Annotated in this window: 12 protein-coding genes; 7 read left to right on the forward strand and 5 right to left on the reverse strand. The window is 66.0% G+C overall.

Going from position 1 to position 13,015, the window contains the following annotated elements:
- Window positions 1–322 precede the first annotated feature (322 nt).
- Complete coding sequence (locus tag B2585_RS02380) at window positions 323–1,537, forward strand: MFS transporter (protein WP_292019588.1); 1,215 nt, start codon at window positions 323–325, stop codon at window positions 1,535–1,537.
- A gap of 57 nt (window positions 1,538–1,594) precedes the next feature.
- On the opposite strand, the gene leuD is transcribed toward B2585_RS02380, so the two are convergent.
- The 3 genes from leuD to B2585_RS02395 all read right to left on the reverse strand — a co-directional run bounded on the left by leuD (window position 1,595) and on the right by B2585_RS02395 (window position 3,908).
- Window positions 1,595–2,200 (reverse strand): 3-isopropylmalate dehydratase small subunit, encoded by a 606-nt coding sequence (leuD, locus tag B2585_RS02385; RefSeq protein WP_292019590.1) that lies wholly within the window; start codon window positions 2,198–2,200, stop codon window positions 1,595–1,597.
- Between the two features lie 120 nt (window positions 2,201–2,320).
- Window positions 2,321–3,727 carry a 3-isopropylmalate dehydratase large subunit gene (gene leuC / locus B2585_RS02390; RefSeq protein WP_292019592.1) on the reverse strand — a complete coding sequence of 469 codons (1,407 nt, stop codon included), beginning with the start codon at window positions 3,725–3,727 and terminating at the stop codon, window positions 2,321–2,323.
- Between the two features lie 58 nt (window positions 3,728–3,785).
- Window positions 3,786–3,908 (reverse strand): hypothetical protein, encoded by a 123-nt coding sequence (locus B2585_RS02395; protein WP_292019594.1) that lies wholly within the window; start codon window positions 3,906–3,908, stop codon window positions 3,786–3,788.
- Window positions 3,909–3,956: 48 nt separating this feature from the next.
- On the opposite strand from B2585_RS02395, the gene B2585_RS02400 reads away from it, so the two are divergent.
- Together B2585_RS02400 and B2585_RS02405 are read left to right on the forward strand one after the other, a co-directional pair.
- Window positions 3,957–4,757 carry a GNAT family N-acetyltransferase gene (locus tag B2585_RS02400; protein WP_292019596.1) on the forward strand — a complete coding sequence of 267 codons (801 nt, stop codon included), beginning with the start codon at window positions 3,957–3,959 and terminating at the stop codon, window positions 4,755–4,757.
- A 72-nt stretch (window positions 4,758–4,829) separates the two neighbouring features.
- Entirely contained in the window at window positions 4,830–5,465 is a 636-nt protein-coding gene (locus B2585_RS02405) for an SOUL family heme-binding protein (RefSeq protein ID WP_292019598.1), read from the forward strand.
- Window positions 5,466–5,469: 4 nt separating this feature from the next.
- Here B2585_RS02405 and B2585_RS02410 read toward each other — a convergent pair whose 3' ends face one another.
- Window positions 5,470–7,038 (reverse strand): acyl-CoA synthetase, encoded by a 1,569-nt coding sequence (locus B2585_RS02410; protein ID WP_292019600.1) that lies wholly within the window; start codon window positions 7,036–7,038, stop codon window positions 5,470–5,472.
- Window positions 7,039–7,193: 155 nt separating this feature from the next.
- On the opposite strand from B2585_RS02410, the gene B2585_RS02415 reads away from it, so the two are divergent.
- The 3 genes from B2585_RS02415 to rlmH are packed head-to-tail and all read left to right on the forward strand — an operon-like array spanning window position 7,194 to window position 9,581.
- The gene (locus B2585_RS02415; protein ID WP_292019603.1) at window positions 7,194–8,612 is read left to right on the forward strand and encodes a mechanosensitive ion channel family protein; all 1,419 of its coding nucleotides are present in this window, start codon (window positions 7,194–7,196) and stop codon (window positions 8,610–8,612) included.
- A 49-nt stretch (window positions 8,613–8,661) separates the two neighbouring features.
- On the forward strand, window positions 8,662–9,111 hold the full coding sequence (rsfS, locus tag B2585_RS02420) for a ribosome silencing factor (protein WP_292019605.1): 450 nt from the start codon (window positions 8,662–8,664) through the stop codon (window positions 9,109–9,111).
- Window positions 9,111–9,581, forward strand: coding sequence for a 23S rRNA (pseudouridine(1915)-N(3))-methyltransferase RlmH (gene rlmH / locus B2585_RS02425; protein WP_292019607.1), 471 nt, complete (start codon window positions 9,111–9,113; stop codon window positions 9,579–9,581). The genes rsfS and rlmH overlap by 1 nt, the downstream gene beginning before the upstream one ends.
- On the opposite strand, the gene B2585_RS02430 is transcribed toward rlmH, so the two are convergent.
- A complete protein-coding gene (locus B2585_RS02430; protein ID WP_292019609.1) occupies window positions 9,578–10,843 on the reverse strand; it encodes a SulP family inorganic anion transporter in 1,266 nt (421 codons plus the stop codon). The genes rlmH and B2585_RS02430 overlap by 4 nt on opposite strands.
- Before the next feature lie 140 nt (window positions 10,844–10,983).
- Here B2585_RS02430 and B2585_RS02435 point away from each other — a divergent pair, with 140 nt between their 5' ends.
- Window positions 10,984–12,858 (forward strand): cation:proton antiporter, encoded by a 1,875-nt coding sequence (locus B2585_RS02435; RefSeq protein ID WP_292019611.1) that lies wholly within the window; start codon window positions 10,984–10,986, stop codon window positions 12,856–12,858.
- Window positions 12,859–13,015: the final 157 nt, after the last annotated feature.

Here is a 13,015-nt window from a genome sequence, read left to right on the forward strand (position 1 = left end):
ATTCGTATTTCGCCGCAAGTAACGGTCTGAACTAACGAAAAATTCACGGCGGTATTGTGGGGGGAGTGGTGCGATTTTGCACCTATCGCGTGGCTGAAATTGGACGGTCTTGTGTGACACCGCAGTGGGTTGTGGTTCACGAAAACACAATCACCAGATGTAGAACTGCTATTGTTCCGGCCAAGGGAAAAGACCGTTTCGCCGACGGAAACCACCGGCACAATCGCACGGAGCGCGCCGAGGGGAGGTGTCCGCCAGGACGTCGTCCCATCAGGAAATTGTGGGCTTTAAACCCTTGCACGGGCGGCATATTGGCGGGGGCATGGTTCAGTTTCTCGTTACAAATTTCCGCTGGCTCGCCACAGGGTTCCTCCTGACCTTCGCGTCGTCATTCGGGCAAACCTGGTTCATTTCGCTGTTCGCGGGCGAGATCCGCGAGGCGCACGGGCTGACCAATGGCGGATGGGGCGGGCTCTATACGATCGCCACACTCGCCTCGGCGGCGCTGTTGTTCAGCCGGGGGGCGCTGGTGGATACGATGCGACTGTCGCGGCTGACCGTGGCCATCTGCCTTCTGTTCGCGCTGGCTGCCGCCATCATGGCGCTCGCGCCGAGCGTATGGCTCCTTGGGATCGGGGTCTTTCTTCTCAGGTTCTGCGGGCAGGGGATGATGTCGCATATGGCCATCACGTCGATGGGCCGCTGGTTTCACGCGACGCGGGGGCGCGCGGTGGCCATCGCATCGCTTGGCCATCCGCTGGGCGAGGCGATCCTGCCCCTGTTCTTCGTCGGGCTGATCGGTGCGCTGGGCTGGCGCGAGACATGGGGCATCGCCGCCGGAGCGATCCTCATCGGGGTTCTGCCCCTCGCGCTCATCCTGCTCGCGCGGGACCGGCAGCCGCAGGGCGAGGCGGTGTCGGGCGACGCGAGCGCAGGGCTAGAGGGCCGGCACTGGCAGCGCCGCGACCTGGTGCGCCACTGGCTGTTTTTCGCAATCCTGCCGCTGTTTCTGACGCCGCCGTTCATCGGCACGGTGATCTTCTTTCAGCAGGTGAACGTGGCCGAGGTGAAGGGCTGGACGCTGGCCGAGATGGCACCCGGATACGTCGTCTGGGCGAGCGTGTCGGTGGCCTCGGGCCTGATCGCCGGGTGGGCCTGTGACAGGTTCGGGCCCGAGCGGCTCATGCCCGTCCTCCTCCTGCCGATGGGGGCGGGGCTGTTCCTGCTGGCGCCGGCGCAGGTGCCGCAGATGTGGTTCGCGGTGCTGGGGATCGTGGCGGTGACGCAAGGGGCGGTGAGTTCGTTCCTCGGGGCTTTTTTGCCAAGGGTTTACGGCACCCGGCACCTTGGCGCGGTGCGCTCGCTCCAGACGGTCATCATGGTGATCTCGACGGCAATCGGGCCGGGGATCACGGGGGTGATGATCGACGCGGGTGTGAGCTTTCCGGTGCAGGGTGTCGCGCTGGCGTTGTGGTGCATGGTGCTGAGTGCGGGGATGGTTCCGGTGGCGATCAGGCTGCGCCGCGAGTTGGCCTGACCTGCACGAAAAAGGGCGGCGCCGAAGCCCCGCCCCTTGTCGTCATTCCGATGGGCTTCAGACCCAGGGACGTTCCTGCGAGGCCTTGGCCTCGAACGCGTCGATGGAGGGCTTTTTTTCCATCGTGAGGCCGATGTCGTCGAGGCCGTTCAGCAGGCAGTGCTTGCGGAACGAGTCCACTTCGAACGAGAAGCTTTCGCCATCCGACGTGGTCACCGTCTGCTCTTCCAGATCGACGATCATGCGGGCGTTGGAGCCCTTTTCTGCGTCCTTCATCAGTACGTCCACCTGCTCCTGCGGGAGCACGATGGGCAGGATGCCGTTCTTGAAGCAGTTGTTGTAGAAGATGTCGGCGAAAGAGGTCGAGATGATCGCCTTGATGCCGAAGTCCGCAATCGCCCAGGGAGCGTGTTCGCGCGACGAGCCGCAGCCGAAGTTTTCGCCGGCGACGAGGATCTGCGTCTCGCGATACTGCGGCTGGTTCAGCACGAAATCGGGAATCTCGTTGCCCTCTCGGTCATAGCGCATCTCGTCGAAGAGATTCACGCCAAGCCCGGTGCGCTTGATCGTTTTCAGGAAGCCCTTGGGGATGATCATATCGGTGTCGATATTCACCAGCGGCATGGGGGCCGCGATCCCGGTCAGTTTCTCGAACTTGTCCATTTGGTCATACCATATGTTGATGTGTTAACAGGCGGGGCCGCGGCAAATCGGGGTGCACCGCGTGTGCACATGGTGTGCACACACTGTACATACGATCGTGCATACGCGGCCCGGCCCAAGTCAGTTGAACGTGCGCACGTCGGTCAGGTGACCGGTGACCGCCGCCGCCGCCGCCATCGCCGGAGACATGAGGTGCGTGCGGCCCTTGTAGCCCTGACGCCCCTCGAAGTTCCGGTTGGAGGTGGAGGCGCAGCGTTCACCCGGTGCGAGCTGATCGGGGTTCATGGCGAGGCACATCGAACAGCCTGCGAGGCGCCATTCGAAACCGGCGGCCTCGAAGATTTCCGCAAGCCCCTCTTCCTCGGCCTGAGCGCGCACGAGGCCGGAGCCCGGCACGATCATGGCGCGCACACCGTCGGCGACCTTCTTGCCGTCGACGATCTTGGCGACTTCGCGCAGATCCTCGATCCGGCCGTTGGTGCAGGAGCCGATGAACACCGTGTCGATCTTGATGTCCGACAGCGGCATCCCCGGCTTCAGGTCCATGTACTCCAGCGCGCGTTTGGCCGCGTCGACCTTGCCGCCCTTGAAGCTCTCGGGGGCAGGCACGACCGACGAGATCGGGAGGACGTCTTCGGGCGAGGTGCCCCATGTGACGACCGGCTCGATCTCTTCGCCCTTGAGGGTGATGACCAGATCCCAGTGGGCGTCTTCGTCGGACCTGAGCGTTTTCCACCAGTTCATCGCGGCTTCCCACTGAGCGCCTTTCGGGGCGTGGGGGCGGCCGTTGACGTATTCGAACGTCTTTTCGTCCGGCGCGATGAGACCGGCGCGCGCGCCGCCTTCGATCGCCATGTTGCAGACGGTCATGCGGCCTTCCATCGACAGGTCGCGGATCGCTTCGCCGCAGTATTCGATGACATATCCGGTGCCGCCGGCGGTGCCGGTGCGTCCGATCACGGCGAGGGTGATGTCCTTGGCGGTCACGCCCGGCTTGAGCTTGCCGGTGACTTCCACCTTCATGTTCTTGGACTTCTTCTGGATCAGCGTCTGGGTGGCGAGCACGTGCTCGACCTCGGACGTGCCGATGCCGTGGGCCAGCGCCCCGAACGCGCCGTGGGTGGCGGTGTGGCTGTCGCCGCAGACGACGGTCATGCCCGGCAGGGTCCAGCCCTGTTCGGGGCCGACGATGTGGACGATGCCCTGACGCACGTCGGACACGGGGTAATAGTGCAGCCCGAATTCCTTGGCGTTGGTGTCGAGCGCGTCGACCTGAATGCGGCTTTCCTCGTTCTCGATCACGCCGTTGATGCGGTCGAGCGTGGTAGGCACGTTGTGGTCCGGCACCGCGATGGTCTTGTCCGGCGCGTGGACCTTGCGGCCCGCGAGGCGCAGACCTTCGAAGGCCTGCGGCGAGGTCACTTCGTGGACGAGGTGACGGTCGATGTAGAGCAGGCAGGTGCCGTCGTCGGCTTCGTGCGCGACGTGGGCGTCCCAGATTTTATCGTAGAGTGTTTTCCCGGCCATGGGGTTTTCTCCTAGGGGAAATGTTCGAAATTCGGACGTGCGGAAGGTGTCGCCGGGCTTAGAGGCAGGCGAGGATCGTGAGCGTCGCGCCGTGGAACCGCCAAGGCAGGCGGGCGCGGTCGTCCATGTCGAAAATCCGTGTCATGCAGGCGCATTTATACCGTGCGGCCGAGTCTCGCAAGCGTGGGGTTTCGTGCTACGGTAAGGGGAAACTCACCAGGAGCGGCCGATGAAGCCTGAGGATGACCCGTTTTTCGGGGACGAGACGACCCGCGCGCTGCAAGCCGCGCGGGATGCGGACGTCGCCACGATGCGTGATATGCCCGGTGCGGTGGTCCATGCGCGGGTGCTGACGGCCGACGATCCGGAGGCCTTCGGCTGGGACCGGCTGCGCGAGGGGCTGGCGCGCGAAGGTGTCGTATCGGTGCGTGGGGTGACGGGCGAGGTGATCCTGACCGCCGAGCACGAGTTCGCGTCACTGTCGCCCAAGCCGCATTTCTGGGACCTGTTCCTTGGTGATGCGGACGACGTGCGGGCGGCTTGCGGGAAGATCGTGGCGCAGGGGCTGCCAGAGGGCGTGACGCGCCAGCCTTCGGACGAGATCGACGCGAAGGCGCTGCACGAGATGCAGGCGTTTCTGGTGGAGCACGGGATTTCGCCCTTCTCCAAGCGGGCGCTGGCGGGGGAGCTGTTTCCGGCGCGTGCGGTGATCCTGCGCAACGGGGACGGGAGCATTGCGGCCACCGCCTTTGCCGGGCTGACACATAACCATCATTCCTGGTTGTCGGGGGTCGCCTGGGTCGGGCTGGCGGCGGTCGATCCGGCGTTGCGCGGGCTGGGACTGGGCAAGACGGTGGATGCCATCGCCAACCTCGTCGCGGTGGACGAACTGGGCGCTTCGGGCACGACCGAGTTCGCGGCGGCGGACAATGCGCCGTCGCGGGCGATGCTTCGGGCCTGTGGCCTGCGGCATGTGCCTGAGCGGATGGTGGTCATGTTCTCGGCCTCGGCGCAGCGTCTGACGGCCTGACGCGCCCGGCCCGCCGGTGATCTGGTCGCGGCGTTTCCGCGTAATACTCGCACATCAGCACAGGAGACACCGATGGCGGGAACGCTGGCAAAAGTCGCGACGCTCGCGGCGGGGTTCGGGTTGAGCGGATCGCTCGCCACCGCCGAAGGGCGTTATCACGGATACGAAGCGCCGACCTACACGGTCGAGGCGCGCGTGGAGGGTGCGGAGGTGCGCCGGTATGCGCCCCATATCCTTGCCGAAGTCACCGTGCGGGGCGACGCGGACAGCGCGCGCAGCCGGGGGTTCTCGGTCCTTGCGGGCTATATCTTTGGCGGCAACCGCTCCAAGGCAAAGGTCGACATGACCGCGCCCGTGACCCAGACGCCGAAGGAAAAGATCGCCATGACCGTGCCGGTGACGCAGACCGGCGACGGGTCGCTCTGGACCGTCACCTTCATGATGCCCGCCGACTACACGCTGGCGACCCTGCCCGACCCCGACAGCGACGCAATCCGGTTTCGCGAGACCCGGCCCGAACGGCGCATCGCGCTTGCCTTTTCCGGGCGGCCGACGCAATCGCGGTTGACCGAAAAGGTAACGGAATTGGAGGAGATCGCCCGGCGCAACGGGGTCGCGGTCGATCCGACGCCGAGCTACGCGTTTTACGACGATCCCTTCACCCTGCCGATGAACCGGCGCAACGAGGTGTCTTTCCCGCTGCGCTGAGGCGTCAGCCGAACAGGGTCTTGTGCGCCTCGCGTAGTTCGCGTTTGAGGATCTTGCCCGCCGTGTTGCGCGGCAGTTCATCGGTGAACACCACGGCCTTGGGCAGCTTGAATCCGGCGAGGTTTTCGGCGGCGAAATCGTGCAATTCCGCCTCGGTCACCTCGGCTCCGTCGCGTAGAACGATGACCGCGGTCACCGCTTCGACCCACTTTTCGTGCGGCAGGGCGATGACCGCGACCTCGTGGACGGCGGGATGGGTGAACAGCACCTCCTCGACCTCGCGGGAGGCGACCATCGTGCCGCCTGTCTTGATGATGTCCTTGGTGCGGTCGACGATGGTGATATAGCCCGCTTCGTCCCTCACGCCCACGTCGCCGGAGTGGAACCAGCCGCCCGCGAAGGCCTCCGCCGTCGCCTCGGGCTTGTCCCAGTAGCCGGAGAGGAGCTGGGGCGAGCGGTGGACGATTTCGCCCTGTTCGCCGGGGGCGACGTCGCGCATGTCCTCGTCCACAAGCCGCGTCTCGACGTTGTAGATCGGACGCCCTGCCGAGGCCGGGCGGTCGGCGTGTTCCTCGGGGCGCAGCACGGTGGCGAGCGGGCCGATTTCGCTTTGCCCGTAACAATTGTAGGGCGCGGCACCGGGCAGACGTTCGCGCAGTTCCTGCAACACCGGGACCGGCATGATCGACGCGCCGTAATAGACATATTGCAGGCTGGTGAGGTCGCGCTCGTCGAAGGCGGGCGCGCGCAGGAGGCTGATCCAGACCGTCGGTGGGGCGAAGAAGGAGGTGATGGCGTGCCGCTCGATCAGGTCGAGGCAGAGGTCGGGCGCGGGGGCTTCGATCAGCCATGTGGTCGCGCCGACGAGGAACTGGGGCAGCGTGAAGACGTGCATCTGGGCGGAGTGGTAGAGCGGCAGACCGGCGAGCGCGCGGTCGGCCGAGGAGAACCCAAGCTCGACGATGCAGGAGGTGTATTCGGCCAGCAGGGCCCGGTGGCTCATCATCGCGCCCTTGGGGGCGGCGGTGGTGCCGGAGGTGTAGAGAAGCTGGACGAGGTCTTCGGGGCCGATGGCTTCGCCAAGGTCGGCGGGCACGGCGATGCTGCTGTCCTGTGCGAGCCGGAGCACGTCCGCATTCGCGCCGCCGTGGAGCGTGCCGGTCAGGGCTAGCGGCGGCATGGCCGACAGCACATCATCGGCAAGGTCGGCCAGGGCGGGATCGACGAAGAGCGCCTGTGCGCCTGAATTATCGAGGATATAGCGAAGCTCGCGCCCCACGAGCGCATAGTTGATGGGAACGTGTATGAACCCGCCCCGGCAACAGGCGAGGTAGAGGACGAGGTAGGCATCGGAGTTGCGTCCATAGGCCGCGACACGGTCGCCCGGCGACAGCCCGGCGGCGAGGAGGTGCGCGGCCACCCGGCCGGCAGCGTCGTAGAGGTCCGAAAAGCTCCATGTCCGGTCGGCGAAATGGAGCGCGGTCGCGTCACCGAACCGGCGCGTCGCCCGTGACAGGGCGTCCGCGATGGTGTCGCGTCCGGCGCGGGCAATCTGAGCTTGGCTGTCGGTCATGGTGATCCTCCCTTGACCACAGGGTTGATTGGCGCGCGGCGCAGGGCAACCGGAAAAGCGGGGGCCACGCCGGAAACGTAAGGTCACGGGACACGCGCGTGTCACTGGACGGGTGCCCCGGAATTTGCGAACCTCGACAAGAGGATAGGAGCGATATGGCCAGCCACGACACCGCGACCGGACCGGGAACCGCCGAGGCGCAATCCGGGGCGGATGCCACCACCGGAGCCGGAACCGTCGGGGCAGGCGCACCGACACCCGCGCCCGAAGATGTCGCGCTCGACCTGTTCTCGCAGGCCGCGACCTTCGCGCAGGGGCTGCTCCGGCCCTGGAATGCCTATCAGGTCGGGATCGCGCTCCTCATCGTGCTGTTGGCCTATCTGATCGCGCGGCTGGTCGCGCCACGCTACCACGGCTGGCTGCGCAGCCGCGAGAACTGGCCCAAGTGGCGGATGCGCTTTGGCGTGATGCTGCACCGGCGGATCAAGCTTATCACCTTCGTGGCGCTGGTCTGGCCGACCGTCTGGATTATGCGGGAGGTGACGTGGCCCTCACGCTCCTACCTGCTCGCGATCATCGCGCAACTCGCGCTCGCCTGGCTCATCATCGCGATCCTCGCGCGGTTCATCACCAACGCCTTTTTGCGGGGGCTTGTGCGCACTGCCGGGTGGATCTGGGTCACGATCTCGATCCTGAACCTCGAGGAAGAGACGGTCGCGCTGCTTGACGGCATGGCGATTCATGCAGGCGAGATGCGGCTGTCGGTCTGGATGGTCATTCAGGCCATCGCGATATTGGGCGCGCTTTTGTTTGCAGCGCGCTTCATCTCGATCAATTCGTCGGCGCGGATCAAGAAAAGCTCGGACATCAGCCCGTCGATGCAGGTGCTGGTCATCAAGTTCCTGCAAATGCTGCTCTATGCCGCCGCGATCTTCATCGGGCTCAGGGTGGTGGGCGTGGACCTCACCGGCCTCGCGGTGCTGTCGGGTGCCATCGGCGTGGGTCTTGGTTTCGGCTTGCAGAAGGTGGTGTCGAACCTCGTCTCAGGGGTCATTATCCTGCTCGACAAGTCGATCAAGCCGGGGGACGTCATCAGCCTGGGCGATACCTTCGGCTGGATCGAGCAACTGGGGGCGCGTTACGTCAGCGTCGTGACGCGGGACGGCAAGGAATACCTGATCCCGAACGAGGATCTCATCACCGGGCAGGTGGTGAACTGGTCCCATACCAACGCCTTCGTGCGGCTCGATATCTTCTTCGGCACCGCCTATGGCGACGATCCTCACAAGGTGCGCAAGGTGGCGATCGACGCGGCGCAGAGCGTGAACCGGGTGCTGAGTTTCCGCCCGCCCGTCTGCCATATCGTGGGGTTCGGCGATTCCTCGGTCGACTACATCCTGCGGTTCTGGATCGACGACCCGACCGGGGGGCTGACGAACATCCGGGGCAACGTCTATCTCGCGCTTTGGGATGCGTTTCAGGCGAACGGCATCTCCATCCCCTTCCCGCAGCGGGAGGTGCGCCATCTCAACGATCCGCGAAAAGTGGCCGAAGCAGGGGAAAGCGATAATTGAAAATCGGGAAAAGAATGATACTTTCAACGTATCCCAGCGCCGGGGACCCATGCGGCGTGCAACGAAGGAGGACAATGTCCTGTCTTATCATCCAGAAGCGGTCGAAGTGCCGACCGCGGGATTGGGCGGAATGACCAGACCGCCTGTTACCCCGTCGAGTGAGACGATCCTCGACACCGTTCTCTCATCGCTCGAAGACGACAAGGCCGAAGAGATCGTGACCATCGATCTGCGCGGCAAGTCGGCTATGGCGGACGCCATGGTCATCTGCTCGGGCCGTTCGACCCGGCAGGTCGCGGCGATTTCCGAGAAGCTGACGGACCGTCTCAAGCAGGAGATGGGCTTGATCTGCAAGGTCGAGGGCAAGGATCAGGGCGACTGGGTTCTGATCGACACGGGCGACGTGATCGTTCACGTCTTCCGGCCGGAAGTTCGCGACTTCTATCAGCTTGAGAAGATGTGGATGACCCCCGAGGCTGCGGCCCCCGCCAAGGCCTGATGCGGGTTCATATCGTCGCTGTGGGGCGGCTGCGTGCCGGCCCCGAGCGCGACCTGATCGACACCTATGTCACCCGGTTCGACCGTACCGGGCGCGCGCTGGGCCTTGGCCCGCTCACCATCCACGAAGTCGAGGACAAGAAGGGTGGCGGCATGATTGCCGAGGCCGCCCTTTTGTCGCGCGCCGTGCCGGATGGGGCGGTGCGCGTGGCGCTGGACGAGCGGGGGCGGGTGCAGACCTCGCCCGAGTTCGGGGACAGCCTCGCCGGATGGCGCGATCAGGGCCGCGGCGATGTCGCGTTCCTCATCGGCGGGGCCGACGGGCTCGACCCCGACCTACGGGTGAGCTGCGATGCTACGCTGTCGTTCGGCAAGATGGTCTGGCCCCACATGCTGGCCCGCGCGATGCTGAGCGAACAGCTCTACCGCGCGGCAACGATTCTGGCGGGCGGGCCCTATCACCGGGTCTAGCGGTCGCGCGGGGTCCAGTCTTCGGGTCTGCGCCCGCGTGCCCGTCGCCTGAGCAGCAGGCCCAGCGCCACGCCCACCCCGATGGCCACGGTGAGATCCACCAGTACGGTCAGCGCCATGGTGAGCACGATCAGCACGCGGTCGGGACCGGGCGCGCGCAGGTAGCTGTGCCATTTGTCCGGTTCCGCCATGTTCCATGCGGTGATGATGAGGAGCGCGGCCATCGCGGGCAGCGCCATGTGACCGGCGAGCGGTGCGGCGAACAGCATGAGGGCGAGGATCGTCGCGGCGTGGATGACACCCGCGACAGGGGTGCGCCCGCCGGCCTTCACATTCGTTGCGGTGCGGGCAATCGCACCGGTGACAGGAAGGCCGCCCATCAGGGCCGAGCCGATGTTGGCCACGCCCTGTGCGCTGACCTCGGCGCGCGGCCGGTGGTGCCCGCCGATCATCCGGTCCGCCACAACGGCAGACAGGAGCGATTCCACCCCCGCCAGGAACGCGATCACGAGGGCGGACGGGAGGAGGTCGCGGAGACGTTCCAGGCTCACCTCCGGCAGCGACGGCGCGGGCAGGTGGCGCGGCAGATCCCCGAAGCGGGACGCGATCGTGTCCACCCCAAGGCCGGGAAGGGCCGCGAGGGCGGACCCCAGCGCAACAGCGACGATCAGGCCCGGCACGCGGGGCGGAAGCCAGCGGCGCAGCGCGATGATGAGCCCGCCGGTGACGAGCCCGACAAGGATCGGGGCGAAACGGAGCGATCCGCGCGCCTCCCACATCGCGGCGAGTTTGCCGGTGAATTCGGCAGGCATCTCGGCCACCGTCAGGCCCATGAGGTCGGGAAGCTGGCTTGTCGCGATGATGACCGCGATGCCCAGCGTGAAGCCGTTGATGACCGGCTCCGGCACATGGGCCACGAGGTTTCCGGCCCGCAACAGCCCCGCCGCGATCAGGATGACGCCCGCCATGAGCGTGGCCAGGATCAGCCCGTCCATCCCGTGCGTCGCGATCACGCCGTAGACCACGACGATGAACGCCCCGGTCGGTCCGCCGATCTGCACCCGGCTGCCCCCGAGAAGCGAGACGAGCGTGCCGCCGATGATGGCGGTCACCAGACCCTGTTCGGGAGTCGCGCCCGAGGCGATGGCGATGGCGAGGCTGAGGGGCACGGCGACCAGCCCGACCGTGACCCCGGCGACGAGATCGCCGAGGAACAGCGCCCGGGAATAGGTGCGGAGGGTGGTCAGGATCTTGGGTTTCACCGGGACACCGCGCGGGTTGGGATGGGAGAGGTGTTGGCCCTCTCGCAGGGCTTGTCAACGGACCGATGGTCGCGCGCGTCCTTTACAACCCCGGCCTTTTCGCCAAGCTGACGGCGGGACCGCGCATATGGGGACGTGACATGACCGATTTTCTTCTTCTGGCCTTCACGTTTCTCATCGCGGGGGTGGTGGCTGTGCCCATCGCCTCGCGCCTCGGGCTGGGGTCGGTGCTGGGCTATCTCATCGCCGGAATCGTGATCAGCCCCGTTCTGGCGTGGCTGCATGTCGACATCATCCAGATCCAGCATTTCGCCGAGTTCGGTGTCGTCATGATGCTGTTCCTCGTCGGGCTGGAGCTTGAGCCGAAACGGCTGTGGGAGATGCGCGCACGGCTTCTGGGCCTTGGCGGCGGGCAGGTCGGCCTGACGACGCTCGCGGTGATGGGGGTCGCGCTGGTGTTCGGCCAGCCGTGGTCGGTCAGCCTCGCCGTCGGTCTGGTGCTGGCGCTGTCGTCCACTGCCATCGTGCTGCAAACGCTGGGCGAGAAGGGACTCATGCGGTCGGACGGCGGTCAATCGAGCTTCTCGGTGCTGCTGTTTCAGGACATCGCGGTGATCCCCATGCTGGCGCTGATCCCGCTGCTCGCCATGCCCGAGCTGGTCGATGCGATGGCGCACGGGGCCGAGGCGGAGGGCGACCACGGCGGTGGCATGAGCCTTGTCGACGGTCTGCCGGGCTGGGGCGTGGCGCTGGTGACGGTGGGGGCCATCGCGTTCGTCGTGGGCGCCGGCATCTACCTCGTCGGCCCGATCTTCCGCTTCATCGCTGCGGCGAACCTGCGGGAGCTGTTCGTGGCGACCGCGCTCATGTTCGTCATCGGCATCGCGCTCCTCATGTCGCTCGTCGGGCTGTCGCCCGCGCTCGGCACGTTCCTCGCGGGTGTCGTGCTGGCCAACAGCGAATACCGGCATGAGTTGGAGAGCGACATCGACCCGTTCCGGGGTCTGCTTCTTGGTCTGTTCTTCATGACGGTGGGGGCGGGGATCAATTTCGCCCTGTTGCTGGACAACTTCGCCCTAATCGTCGAGCTGACGCTTGGGCTGATCCTGCTCAAGATGGCGGTGCTGTATGTGCTGTCGTTCGTCTTCAAGGTGGGCGGCGCGGACCGGTGGCTGTTCTCGCTCGGGCTCGCACAGGCGGGCGAGTTCGGCTTCGTTCTGCTGTCTTTCACCGTGGCGAGCGCGGTGATTCCCGGGGACCTTGCGGACCGGCTCCTGCTGGTGGTGGCGCTGTCGATGCTGCTGACGCCGGTGCTGTTCATCCTGTACGACCGGGTCGTCGCGCCGCGCTTTGCCGAGGCGGAGGAGCGCGAGATGGACGCGATCGAGGAGTCGAGCGACATCATCATCGCGGGCCACGGGCGGGTCGGCGGGATCGTCGCGCGGATGCTGCGCGGGGCCGGGCTGTCACCGACGGTGATCGACTTCAGCTCGAAACAGCTGGAAATGCTCAAACGGTTCGACGTGCAGGCATATTATGGCGATGCGACGCGGCCCGATCTGCTCCATGCCGCCGGGATCGAACATGCGAGGCTGCTGGTGGTCGCCATTGACGACAAGGACCAGGTGACCGAGCTCGTGACCTACATCACCAAGCACTATCCTAACGTCCACATCGTCGCCCGCGCGGTGGACCGGCCACATGTCTATGACCTGTGGTGGGCAGGGTGCCGCGACATCATCCGCGAGACCTACGACTCGTCCCTGCGGATGGGGCGGTCAGCCGTGGAGGCGCTGGGCTATTCGCGCGATCAGGCGGAGCGGATCGTCGAGATGTTCTCGGATGCGGATCGGTCCGGCATGCTGATCGCGGCGGAGCATTACGACCCGGCGGTGCCGATCCACGAGAACGAGGCCTATCTCGAGGGGATCCGCGCGGCGCGGGGCGATATCGACGCGGACTTCCTGCGAAACGCGCAGGCCGTTCTGTCGGAAGGGCGGAAGGCGCGGGGTTGAGGGGGCGCTGCCCCGGTCGCGCTGAAGCGCGACTCCCCCGAGGTATTTTTGGACCAGAGAAGCAGGGGGCGGGGTCCACCCCCTGCGCCGGGCGCAGGGGGCTTCTCCGGTCACGGCCATCGGCTCCTCAGCCTGTACCGTGACCCGAGGGTAGCGC

The sequence above is a fragment of the Maritimibacter sp. UBA3975 genome, assembly GCF_002384975.1.
Taxonomy (GTDB): Bacteria; Pseudomonadota; Alphaproteobacteria; order Rhodobacterales; family Rhodobacteraceae; genus Maritimibacter.